9 protein-coding genes are annotated in these 12,225 nt (G+C 46.5%); 1 reads left to right on the forward strand and 8 read right to left on the reverse strand.

Annotated elements, in window-relative coordinates; translation table 11 throughout:
* Positions 1 to 44: 44 nt before the first annotated feature.
* The 5 genes from dauA to metB form a co-directional block, all read right to left on the reverse strand.
* Positions 45 to 1,799, reverse strand: coding sequence for a C4-dicarboxylic acid transporter DauA (gene dauA / locus P3C17_RS05780; protein WP_300928516.1), 1,755 nt, complete (start codon positions 1,797 to 1,799; stop codon positions 45 to 47).
* A gap of 77 nt (positions 1,800 to 1,876) precedes the next feature.
* Positions 1,877 to 2,431 (reverse strand): RNA 2',3'-cyclic phosphodiesterase, encoded by a 555-nt coding sequence (gene thpR / locus P3C17_RS05785; RefSeq protein WP_300928517.1) that lies wholly within the window; start codon positions 2,429 to 2,431, stop codon positions 1,877 to 1,879.
* Positions 2,424 to 3,326: a methylenetetrahydrofolate reductase gene (metF, locus tag P3C17_RS05790; protein ID WP_300928518.1), complete on the reverse strand. Its 903-nt coding sequence runs from the start codon at positions 3,324 to 3,326 to the stop codon at positions 2,424 to 2,426. The genes thpR and metF overlap by 8 nt, the downstream gene beginning before the upstream one ends.
* A gap of 8 nt (positions 3,327 to 3,334) precedes the next feature.
* A complete protein-coding gene (metL, locus tag P3C17_RS05795) occupies positions 3,335 to 5,722 on the reverse strand; it encodes a bifunctional aspartate kinase/homoserine dehydrogenase II (RefSeq protein WP_300928519.1) in 2,388 nt (795 codons plus the stop codon).
* Between the two features lie 13 nt (positions 5,723 to 5,735).
* Positions 5,736 to 7,010 carry a cystathionine gamma-synthase gene (metB, locus tag P3C17_RS05800; protein WP_300928520.1) on the reverse strand — a complete coding sequence of 425 codons (1,275 nt, stop codon included), beginning with the start codon at positions 7,008 to 7,010 and terminating at the stop codon, positions 5,736 to 5,738.
* 202 nt (positions 7,011 to 7,212) lie between these two features.
* On the opposite strand from metB, the gene metJ reads away from it, so the two are divergent.
* Positions 7,213 to 7,548: a met regulon transcriptional regulator MetJ gene (gene metJ, locus P3C17_RS05805; protein ID WP_008900448.1), complete on the forward strand. Its 336-nt coding sequence runs from the start codon at positions 7,213 to 7,215 to the stop codon at positions 7,546 to 7,548.
* A gap of 61 nt (positions 7,549 to 7,609) precedes the next feature.
* Here metJ and P3C17_RS05810 read toward each other — a convergent pair whose 3' ends face one another.
* From P3C17_RS05810 to secD, 3 genes are all read right to left on the reverse strand, one after another.
* A complete protein-coding gene (locus tag P3C17_RS05810; protein ID WP_300928521.1) occupies positions 7,610 to 8,851 on the reverse strand; it encodes a malic enzyme-like NAD(P)-binding protein in 1,242 nt (413 codons plus the stop codon).
* Between the two features lie 561 nt (positions 8,852 to 9,412).
* The gene (gene secF, locus P3C17_RS05815) at positions 9,413 to 10,354 is read right to left on the reverse strand and encodes a protein translocase subunit SecF (protein WP_300928522.1); all 942 of its coding nucleotides are present in this window, start codon (positions 10,352 to 10,354) and stop codon (positions 9,413 to 9,415) included.
* 9 nt (positions 10,355 to 10,363) lie between these two features.
* The gene (secD, locus tag P3C17_RS05820) at positions 10,364 to 12,214 is read right to left on the reverse strand and encodes a protein translocase subunit SecD (RefSeq protein ID WP_300928523.1); all 1,851 of its coding nucleotides are present in this window, start codon (positions 12,212 to 12,214) and stop codon (positions 10,364 to 10,366) included.
* Positions 12,215 to 12,225 lie beyond the last annotated feature (11 nt).

The raw sequence follows: 12,225 nt of genomic DNA on the forward strand, positions 1-12,225 counted from the left end.
GCTTAGACCAAAATGGCCCAAGGCAGAAGTCGAACTGACTTAAATCAAAGACCCATAGCTTCGCCCTGAGGATCGATATTCTGACCCGACAGGCTATTCAGCGCATCAGCTAAGGTTGAATAAAAACTCAAAATACCAGGCAAAGGTTGCACCTTAGCTTTCGCCAGAGTTTTCAGCGGTTGAAAGGTTAAATCTGTCACCAATAAATGAGTGCCTTGCTTTTCAGCCAGACTCACCAGCTTAGTAAAAGCTGAGAGTCCACCCGCATCCATCAGCGTCACTGCATCCATCACTAAAATAGCGCCTTGCTGCTGCTTGAGTTTGACCGATAGCTCACCAAAAACCCGGTCTGCTGCGGCAAAAAATAAAGGGCCGCTGATGCGAAATGCTTTCCAGCCTTCAGGTAAAGGCTCAAGCAGGTATTTTCTGTTATGACTGATATCCGCGACACGGGTCATATCCGCCACTTGTTTAACAAAGAAAAAAGCGGCGATGACCATGCCACAGCTGATGGCAATAACCATATCAAACAGCACTGTACAGCCAAAACAAATCAGGAAAATAATAATGTCGTTACGCGGAGCGGTTTTTAGCAGATGCACAGCTTTAGGCGCTTCACTCATATTCCAGGCGACAACTAACAGCAAAGCGGCCATAGCTGCCATAGGTAAATAGGCCAATACAGGCGCCAGCACCAGCAAAGCCAATAACACCACCAGCGCATGGATCATGCCAGCTATGGGCGACTGAGCACCAGCCCGCACATTGGCAGCGGAGCGGGCTAAAGCAGCTGTTGAAGTGAATCCACCCAAAAATGGCGCCACTATATTGCCAATGCCCTGGCCTAATAATTCGCTATTAGCACTGTGCCTGCGCCCTGTCATACCGTCCAAAACTACGGCGCACAGTAAGGATTCAATAGCGCCTAACATCGCCATTGCAAAAGCTGCTGCCAGTAAGTCTTTCACCATTTGAGTACTGAACTCTAAAGCTTGCCCATCAGGGCCTGCCTGTAACCAGGGCCAGGTGAATTCGGGTAATACAGCTGGGATGCCCTGCCCTTGCGAGCCATCAGGTAACAGATAGCTAAATCGACTACCTATGGTGTCCAGCTCCAGCCCAAAGTGAGCCAGCGCTAAGGCCAAGGCTGTCGCTATCACTATGGCAGGTAAATGCGGTGGTAAAGGCAGTTTGAGTTTTGGCCAGAGCCACATCACAGCTAAAGTCACAGCAGCCACCAGCAAGGATGGCCAATGCAGATCGGGTAAGGCAAAAGACAGTTGCTGTAATTTCTCTAAATAATGCTCAGACAGCTTCTCTATCGGCAAACCAAAGACGTCTTTAATTTGCAAAGTGGCGATCACCACAGCAATACCGCTGGTAAAACCTAAAGTAACTGCTTCGGGAATATATTCAATAAAACGACCAAAACGCATAGCGGCCATGATGATCAACATCACACCAGACAAAATAGTGGCCAGCAGCAAGCCCGCCAGACCATAACTTTGCGCAACAGGGTATAAAATAACCACAAAAGCTGCGGTAGGCCCACTAATGCTGTAACGGGAACCGCCGGTCAGGGCTATCAGAAAACCTGCGATCACTGCTGTATACAAACCGTATTGAGGCGGTACACCGCTGGCTATCGCCAACGCCATCGCCAGTGGAATGGCGATAATACCGACAGTGATACCGGCCAACAGATCCAGCTTAAAAGCGCCAAAGCTATAGCCTTCAGCCAGACATTCCCGCAGCGCATGGCCAATACGCAAAGAAAACAAATAAGAGCGGTGCGACATCTGAATCCGTCCAGTAGCAAAACACAAGCTGAGTGTAACTAAGTCTAGCTGCTAAGGTGTTGATCTAGTGTAAAGATTCAACTCTTTGGGACTAAAGTATAAGTTTCGACACTCTGATAGCTCACACCCTGCTCTGTGCTGATGGAGTGATACAAGGCCACTTCTGTACAAAGCAGGCATAAAGGCTGAACAGGGATAGGAAAAGCAGCCGCAGACTGAAACTTACGCGCCAAAGTCACATGAGGCACAAAAAGTTCCGGCACAGGCGCATTCAGAAAAGGCAAAGCCAGCTGCTGTAGCTTTTGTTGTAGTGCCATCAGAGCTGCGGGAGGCTGAGAGACGCCCAGATACAACACTTTGGCGTGGCTAAACTGATCCAACTGGTCAAAACAGAGTTCAAACGAAGGGAGCTGGCGCAGCAATTCAAGGCTTTGTGACCATAACTGCTGTTGCACAGTGAAAGTTTGCTGACCTAAAAAGACTAATGTCAGATGCAAATTATTGGCTGAGTGCCATTTGGCTTCCTGACAAAGCTCCGGCTGCTGATAAGCTTGCAGCAGCCGTTGTTGTTCCGGGCTGAACTTCAGACTGAGGAAGCATCTGTCGTTCATACGATGAATGACATCAGGCAATGGCACTCTGCGGCCGCACGCCCAATAAATGGCAGATTGCATAACTCAATTCGCAGCGATTTAAGGTGTAGAAGTGGAAATGATTCACCCCTTCACGACTTAGCACTTTGACCATATCCATGGCTATATTGGCTGCGACCAGATTACGGGTGGTTGCATCCTGCTCCAGGCCTTCATAGGCTTTATTCATCCAGCCAGGTATAGCCACGTTCGTCATAGTGGCGAATTTAGTCAGTTGCTGGAAGTTCGTCACAGGCAAAATGCCCGGTACTATTTCCACATCTATACCAATAGCGGCGCAGCGATCGCGGTAACGTAAGTATTTTTCCGGTTCAAAAAAGAACTGGGTAATAGCACGGGAAGCTCCGGCATCCACTTTGCGTTTTAAGTTCAGTAAATCAAACTGAGCGTTTGGTGATTCAGGATGTACTTCAGGGTAAGCCGCCACAGAAATATCAAAGTCGGCCACTGAACGTAGAATCTCTACTAAATCCGCCGCATACAAAGCTGGTTTTTCTTTATTGCCGGGCGGTAAATCACCACGCAAAGCGACTATATGACGAATGCCATTGTCCCAGTAGTCTTTGGCAATACGTTCAAGTTCAGCACGGCTGGCATCAACGCAGGTTAAATGCGGTGCAGCTATTAAGCCGGTGCGCTGTTTAATCGACTTAATAATGTCGTGTGTACGGTCGCGTTCGCCTGAGTTCGCACCATAAGTCACAGAGACAAAAGAAGGTGCCAAAGGCGCTAAACGTTCAATCGATTGCCATAAGGTGTTTTCCATCTGCTCTGTTTTTGGTGGGAAAAACTCAAAGCTGACATTGACCTTGCCTGCAACATCCTGCAGGTTGCGGTTAATGGATTCTAAATACTGTGCGCTGACAAAAGACATATTATTTCTCACTTCACCCAGGCTGCGGCCTGAGCCTGACTATGTTTAGCTGCTTTGGCAGCGGCAATTTTTTGTTTGGCTAAAATGGCTAAGTCGGCATGAACACCACCAGCCGTGACCTGACGACCAGCGCCGGGGCCTTTTAATACCAAAGGATTCTGTTGATACCAGTCGGACTCAATAACAAAGATATTGTCACAAGGCAAAATGGCCGCCAGCGGATCGGTTTGCTCTACAGCCACTAAAGACACCTGCGCCTTGGCTTTGCCTGCTGCTATCTTTAAATCGGCGACATAACGTAAGACTTTACCCGCAGCCTGAGCTTGTTGCTGTAGCGCAGCTAATGCCTGATCAAGCACGTCACGCCCGGCCCAAAAATCATCAATGCTGCCAGCGCTTAACGAAGCAGGTAGTAAAGGCTCCAATGCAATCTGATCAATGTCCAAATCTAAATCCAACTCACGGGCCAGCACCAGCAATTTACGCTGCACATCTTTACCCGATAAATCATCCCGTGGATCAGGTTCAGTTAAACCCAATTGCTGCGCTTCTAACACAAAATCCGAAAAGGCTTTACTGCCGTCAAATTTTGCCAATAACCAGGATAAAGTACCGGAGAAAATACCGCTGATCCGATGCACTGTATCGCCGCTGCTTTTCAGCTCCTGCAATAAACGTTGTACCGGCAAACCTGCACCTACAGTGGTGTTACTCAGCCACTGCACCTGCTGCTGTTCAGCCGCTTGTTTAATCTGCTGATACTGCGCCAGTGGTAAAGTCACACCTTGTTTATTGGCACTGATTAAATCTAAACCTGCGTTGATAAACTGCGGATAACGTTCAGCAAAAGCACGGCTTGGCGTTAAATCTACCAGCACTTTAGGTTCAGGCAACTGCTGCAATGCCAGCTCCAGTTGAGCTTCAGTATAAGCAGGAGCCAAAGACAGCGACTGCTGCCAGTTGTGAATATCAATTTTTTCGGCAAAAAGCGCCTGACGGGAATTAAATAAACCCGCCAGTTTTAAATCAATCTGCCCAGCAAAGGCTTGCTGCTGCTTCGCCAATAAAGCTAAAAACTCAGCGCCCACATTGCCTGTACCTGCCACTACGACATTTAACTGCACTTGAGTCGGCAGTAATAGCTGATGCAGCTCTGTCAGCTCTAAAGACGTTAAAGCGCTTCGGAATAACCATAAAGCCAGCTGTTCGTCTTCAAAATTAAAAGCAGCTTGCTGACGGTCTAACCAACGCCCTGCTGCAGCATTGACTTGTTTTTGCTGACGGGCTGCAGGTTTCACCCAAACCACTGCATGAAAAGCTTGCGGATCCACTCGTGCAAAGACCTGCTGACCAGCCAGATAACTTAATAATGTATCCACCTGATTGCTGGCGACTATCCATTGATTTGAAGCATTAGGTGCTGCAAAGACGGTAATTTGTAAGGCGGAAGCCACAGTTGCAGCAGTCAATGTACAGTGCGCTGGCACTGTTACTAATGCAGCTTGAGGTAAGTCAGTTAAAAACTGCACTTCAATAGCCGCTTGTTGACTGACTTTGCAGCCCGGGTGATTCGGCTCAAAACTGCTGCGTACTATTAAATCAGCAGGCGCATCCAATAAAGGGCTTAAGGTTTTGGCATGCAACACCGGATTCCCCAGCTGAGCCAAAGTTAAAGCCTGTTGCCATGGCACCTGACGGTAAGCCCGGGCTGAAGGCACTTTACGTGGATCGGCACTGTAAATTGCATCCACATCWGTCCAGATATGAATAGCCTGAGCTTTGACTAAACGCCCTACAATAGTTGCTGAATAGTCACTGCCATTGCGGCCTAAAGTAATGCTGTTACCTTGTAAATCGCGAGCTATATAACCAGTGACCACTTTAATGCCACTGCTTTCAAAAGGGGCCAGCCATGAAGAAGACACTTCGTATTGCACTTCAGTGCCGTCTAAACGTAAAAAGTCGCGGGCATCAATAGCAGTGGCGGTCAGACCTTGTTGATTGAGTAAAGCCGCTAATAACTGGCTGGATAAACGCTCACCAATGGCCAATACATCGTTAAACTGAGCAGTGGCTAAAAAGCCCGGCACTTCAGCGAACCAGCTTTGTACTTTGCTGATAAGCACAGCCGCGTTCTGTTCATTTAAAGTACGCTGGATCAGTAACCCCAGCTTTTCAGTCAGTTGCTGTAACAGTGCCGCAAAAAGCTCTGGTTGTTCACGGCTGTCGATTAACGCTAATAACTCATCAGTAGTGTCGCCAGGTGCTGATACCACCACCCAGGCTTGTGGCTCTTTCGCCACAATAGCGGCGATCGCAGAAAAACGCTCAGCACTGGCTAAGCTGCTGCCGCCAAATTTATGCACTGTGTTTTTATGATCTAATGGACTACTCATCACTCACCACTACTTACCACAACACGCTAAGTGCTGGGTTTAATCTGAATTGCTGTTGTTCGTCTTTTGCTTTATCTGCGGCTGCAGGCTCTGACAAAACCTTTTGTGTTTTAGTGTTTTGCTTTACCGCTGCATCTACAGCAGCAAAAGCCTGCGCCAGATCGGCTATTAAATCTTGTGCTTCTTCAATACCCACAGATAAACGAATTAAAGTCGGGCCTATGCCAGCAGCTTTTTGTGTGGCGGCATCTAAAGAGGCATGCGTCATAGAACCAGGGTGACAGATTAAACTTTCAATACCACCTAAAGACTGAGCCAAAGTGAAACACTGCAAGGCTTCGAAAAATACCGCTAAATAGGCTTCATCGGCAGCCAGATCAAAACTCAGCATGGAACCAAAACCGTGCTGCTGTGCTTTGGCAATGGCATGACCCGGATGATCTTTTAAACCTGGGTAATAGACACGACCAACCAATGGCTGTTTTTGCAGATAATCCACCACCAGTTGTGCATTGTGCTGATGTTGTTTAATACGGGGTAATAAAGTACGCAAGCCACGTAAGGTCTGATAGGCGTCAAAAGCGCCGCCTGTGACACCTAAACAATTCGCCCACCATTTCAGCTCATCACCCACTGCAGCGTCTTTGGCAATTAAAGCACCACCTATGATATCGCTGTGGCCATTAATAAATTTGGTGGTGGAATGCACCACTATGTCAGCACCCAGGGCTATAGGGTTTTGCAAAGCCGGTGATAAAAAAGTGTTGTCTACCACCAGTATGGCATTCAGTGTTTTTGCCAGCTCTGCTGTCGCTTTAACATCGGTAATTTGCAACAGCGGATTACTTGGGGTTTCAACCCAAATCATTTTTGGCTGTGCTGCTTTAATTTGTTCTGCCCAGTCGGCTTGCTGGAAATTCACCACAACCAGCTTAAAAGCTTTTTTGCGATTAGCTAAATTCAGGAATAGACGATAACTGCCACCGTAACAATCATGAGGAATGACTAAAGTATCTTCCGGGCCAATCAATTGCAGCGCCAACAGACAAGCGGACATGCCAGTGCCGGTAATTAAACCCTTTGCACCACCTTCCAGCTCTGCTAACGCATCGCCTAACAAATCCCGTGTTGGGTTATTCGAGCGTGAATAATCATATTTGCCCGGTTGTTTAAAGGCTTTGAGTTCATAAGTTGAGGTTAAATACAAAGGTGGCGTAACAGCACCATAAGCAGAGTCCTGCGCTATTCCGGCGCGGGCAGCTACTGTGGCTGAGTGTTGTTTGCTCATAAAAAACCTCAAATTTAGATGTTTAGACGTCTAAAAGTATACCCAGCAAAAATAAGAAGTCAAAACATTTAGACGTCTGTACTATTAAATCTTGCGCAGAGTTTGTACTCGGGAGTATAAAGAAGTAAAATTTCGTCCAATTACGTGCGCAACGTAGCAAAGGTCAGCAGACCATATAACTAAATTCAATCAAGGTATCCCTATGGCAAAGTGGAATGGTGAGTATGTTCACCCTTATGCGGAACACGGAAAGAAGTCCGAACAGGTGAAAAAGATTACAGTCTCTATCCCGTTGAACGTATTGAAAGTGTTAACAGATGAAAGAACCCGCCGCCAGGTCAACAACCTGCGTCATGCCACCAACAGCGAATTATTATGTGAAGCTTTTTTGCATGCGTTCACTGGACAGCCTTTGCCCGCAGATGAAGATTTACGCAAAGACAATCCACACCAGATCCCAGTGGAAGTGCGTAACATTTTAACCAGTATGGGTAAGCCAATTCCTGTGATCCAGGAAGCGGATTCAGACGAAGAGTAAATGAAAATGGGGTCAGATCACATTATTGGCTTGGCCAATAATGTGATCTGACCCCAATTATTTACTGCATATAATTTTCAGGCATGGGCAAACGCGCCACTCCTGATGCCACAGCTGCTTCTGCCACAGCACGGGCGACACGGGACAATAAACGTGGGTCCATTGGCTTTGGAATAATATAGTCCGCACCAAACTCCAGTTTATCCACTTGAGCAGCCGTTAATATAGCCTGCGATACCGGTTCTTTGGCAATAGCACGAATCGCATGCACTGCCGCCAATTTCATTTCATCATTAATGACCTTAGCGCGCACATCCAAAGCACCACGGAATATAAAAGGGAAACACAAAACGTTATTCACCTGATTCGGATAGTCAGAGCGGCCTGTCGCCATAATTAAATCACTACGCTGGGCATGTGCCAGTTCAGGCTTAATTTCCGGATCCGGGTTAGAGCAGGCAAAAATCACCGGCTTGTCCGCCATCAGCTTTAAGGCTTCAGCAGGTAAAGCGTCAGGCCCTGACACACCCACAAATACATCGGCGCCATCCATTGCTTCTTCCAGTGTGCGCTTGTCGGTGTTATTGGCAAACAGCTCTTTGTATTTATTCAAATCGTTACGACGGGTGTGGATCACACCTTTGGTATCGAGCATATAAATATGCTCACGCTTAGCGCCGCATTTGATCAGTAGCTCCATACAGGCAATAGCGGCTGCACCAGCCCCTAAACAAACAATCACCACTTTACTGATCTCTTTGCCCTGAATTTCCAGCGCATTCAGTAAACCTGCAGCTGTCACAATAGCAGTACCGTGCTGATCGTCATGAAACACCGGAATATTGCAGCGTCTGATCAGCTCTTTTTCAATTTCAAAACACTCTGGTGATTTAATATCTTCAAGATTAATACCACCAAAGGTATCGGCTATATTGGCTACGGTATCGATAAACTCTTCAGTAGTGCGGTGCGTCACTTCGATATCGATAGAATCAAGACCAGCAAAACGCTTAAACAGCAAAGCTTTGCCTTCCATCACAGGTTTAGACGCCATAGGGCCTAAGTTGCCTAAACCTAAAATAGCGGTACCGTTGCTGATCACAGCCACCAGATTGCCTTTGCCTGTGTACTTGTAGACATCGTCGATATTGTTGGCGATTTCACGCACAGGCTCAGCCACACCAGGGCTGTATGCCAAAGCGAGATCTTTGACTGTTTCAGCAGGTTTACTGATTTCAATACTGATTTTGCCTGGTTTAGGCTCGGCGTGATACTTCAGCGCCTGTTCTCGAAAATCTGACATAGGTAAGAGGTTCCATGAGTAGGTAAGTATGCCCTGTGGGCTATAGTGTTTTATTTGCCGTGAGTTGTGGTGCAACCCAAAAGGTGGCTCATTCTAAAGAGCAAGAGCACCCTTTAGAACCACTAATTTTCAGATCGTACCAGTATAAAGCCACAGTACTGCAAAACTCATTCCGATGTTTTCATTGTTCCGTCAGGTGTTTTTGTAGGGTATACCTGTCCGGCTTAAACTGCTGAAAACTTCAACAACAGAGCTCTACACGTCTGTTATAACAAGTTTTATGCGGTGCGCCAAGCGCTAAAATTAAACTGATCAGACCAGAAAGGAATGAAATGATAAAGCATGCAGTTTTATGCCATTTTTAGCCGGATAGTTTTGATAAGAAACTGCTTAACCATGCATTTAAGGAGGAAATGTGTTAAATAAAGTGAATATTATCAAATAGATGATTAAAAATGTGAGCAAATAACAAGCAAATGATTTATGCAAAATAAATTGTTTTTCTCTTTCAAAAACAAAAGGCCGGTTTCCGGCCTTTTGTTCAAACTACCATTCAAACAATTAAAGCGAAGGCGTATTCTCACCTTCTTTTTCAATCACTTCAGGTAACAAATCTTCACGGCATGCGCCTAACAACACAGCAACAGAACTTGCTACGTAAATCGAAGAATAAGTACCAATGGCAATACCAAATAACAAGGCCGCAGCAAACCCATGTAACAGCGGGCCGCCTAAGTAAAACAGCGCCACTAAGGACAAGGCCGTGGTACCAGAGGTAATAGTGGTACGGCTCAGTGTGGAAGTGATTGCTTCATTTACAGTCTCTTCGACTGTGGCTTCACGCAGTTTACGGAACATTTCACGGATACGGTCAAATACCACTATGGTGTCGTTGATTGAATAACCCACCAGCGCTAACAAGGCTGCCAATACAGTTAAATCGAACTCCATACCTGTGATAGAAAACATACCTACAGTGATGATCACGTCGTGAACTAACGCCACCACAGAGCCTACTGAATAACGCCATTCAAAGCGGAAGGCCACATACATCATGATGCCGATAAAAGAGGCTAATAAAGCCAGCATACCGTCATCTTTCAGCTCGTCACCTACTGAAGCACTCACCTGTTCAACGCGACGTTTGGTGACTTCGCCTTTTTCCACTTTTTGAATAGACTCAATAATCTGCTCACCCACCACAGCCTGTTCAACATCAGCGCGTGGAGCTATACGGATCATCACTTCAGTAGAAGTACCAAAATACTGTACTACTGCATCAGGAAAGCCATCTGCTGCCAATGCAGTTCGTATTTTTGGCAAATCGGCCTGTTGTTCAAAACCAGCTTCAACCACTATACCGCCGGTAAAATCCAGACCAAAGTTAATGCCTTTGGTAAAAATACTGAACAGAGACCCCAGTACCAGCAACAAAGAAAATATGATGGCTGGCGATTTGAAGCGCATAAAGTTAAGCGGTTCTTTAAAATCAAGAAACTTCATCATAATTCCTTATATAGGTAATTTTTCAACTTTACGGCCACCCCAGATCAGATTGACAAACAATCTGGATACGGTCACAGCAGTAAAGATAGAGGTGATAATACCTATGGCTAAAGTTACGGCAAAACCTTTGACAGGACCAGAACCTAAACCAAACAGGATAATCGCCACTAAGAAAGTGGTAATGTTGGAGTCGGTAATGGTAGCAAAAGCTCTGTTGTAGCCTTCATGAATAGCTTGCTGTACAGAACGACCGTTGGCCAGTTCTTCGCGAATACGCTCGTTGATCAGTACGTTAGCATCAATAGCCATACCTATGGTTAACAAGATACCGGCCATACCAGGCAAGGTCAGAGTAGCGCCAGGCACCATAGATAAGACACCAATCAGCAACACCACGTTACTGGCCAAAGCAACGTTGGCAACCAAACCTACGCCTTTGTAGTAAATCGCCATAAAGATCACAGTCAGCAGCATACCCACCATAATAGCGTTGGTACCCAGCTCAATGTTTTCCTGACCCAGGCTTGGGCCTATGGTACGTTCTTCCACAATCTGAATAGGCGCAATCAAGGCACCGGCACGTAATAACAGCGCCAGATTTTGCGCTTCAGCCGGGCTATCTACGCCAGTAATACGGAAGCTGCGACCTAAACGTGCCTGAATAGTGGCCACGTTAATCACTTCTTCTTTTTTCTCAAGAATAGTGCGGCCCTGCGCATCTTTTTTGTCGGTAGGTTTGTATTCTATAAATACAGTGGCCATCGACTTGCCAATAGCTTCTTTGGTGGCTTGTGAGAAGGTATTACCACCTTTGGCATCCAAATCGATATTCACCTGAGGGCGGCTGTATTCATCGAAGCTGCTGTTGGCACCAATAATATGGTTACCTGTCAGCATTACACGTTTTTGCAACAACACAGGGCGACCCTGACGGTCGTTGTACAACTGCGCATTAGGCGGCACACGGCCATCTATAGCGCTTTGCAAATCACCTGCTTCGTCTACCATACGGAATTCAAGAGTGGCAGTGGCACCTAAAATTTCTTTTGCGCGAGCTGTATCCTGCACACCAGGTAATTGAACCACAATACGTTCAGCACCCTGACGCTGTACTAAAGGTTCAGCCACACCAATAGCATTGACACGGTTGCGAATGATAGTGATGTTTTGTGCTACTGCATCTTCACGCAGCGCTTTAATTTTTACGTCGCTAAAAGCGGCGGTCAGCGTCAACTCGTCAGTTTCAGTAAAGGTCATCTCACGGTCTTTACTGCTTAACAACGTTTGAGCTGCAGCCAGATCTTCAGCGGTCCGGAAGCTCAGGTTCACTTTTAGATTTGGTACATCAGCAGTTACAGCACGGTAACGCACTTTGGCTTCACGCAGATCAGTGCGATACACCAGTACTAAATCGTTGACGTTTTTTTCCATCGCAGTTTTCATGTCCACTTCCATCAGGAAATGTACACCACCACGTAAGTCCAGACCCAATTTCATTGGGGCTGCACCTATAGCATCCAGCCAGGCTGGAGTCGCAGGAGCAAGATTTAATGCAGTGACGAAGTTATCGCCCAAGGTATCGTTGGCTACTTCACGTGCCTTTAACTGATCTTCAGTGTTTAAAAAGCGAACCAGCACCTGGCCTTTTTCCAATACAGCTGACTTAGGTGTTAACCCTTGTTCAGTAAAAGCTTTTTGCAATTGATCCACGGTTTGCTGAGTCACATCAGCGCCACGGCTTGCATTGATTTGTAAGGACGGATCATTGGGATACAAATTCGGCAGGGCGTACAGCATGCTGACGCCCATCACGATGATCACCACTAAGTACCGCCAGATGGAGTTCTGGTTTAACACATTAAAATCCT

Origin of the sequence: Rheinheimera sp. 1928-s (genome assembly GCF_029269265.1) — a bacterium.
Lineage (GTDB): Bacteria > Pseudomonadota > Gammaproteobacteria > Enterobacterales > Alteromonadaceae > Pararheinheimera.

Coding starts and splice junctions, on each gene's coding strand:
- dauA (WP_300928516.1), bottom strand. CDS start 1,799: ATGTCGCACCGCTCTTATTTGTTTTCTTTGCGTATTGGCCATGCGCTG.
- metF (WP_300928518.1), bottom strand. CDS start 3,326: ATGTCTTTTGTCAGCGCACAGTATTTAGAATCCATTAACCGCAACCTG.
- metB (WP_300928520.1), bottom strand. CDS start 7,010: ATGAGCAAACAACACTCAGCCACAGTAGCTGCCCGCGCCGGAATAGCG.
- metJ (WP_008900448.1), top strand. CDS start 7,213: ATGGCAAAGTGGAATGGTGAGTATGTTCACCCTTATGCGGAACACGGA.
- P3C17_RS05810 (WP_300928521.1), bottom strand. CDS start 8,851: ATGTCAGATTTTCGAGAACAGGCGCTGAAGTATCACGCCGAGCCTAAA.
- secF (WP_300928522.1), bottom strand. CDS start 10,354: ATGAAGTTTCTTGATTTTAAAGAACCGCTTAACTTTATGCGCTTCAAA.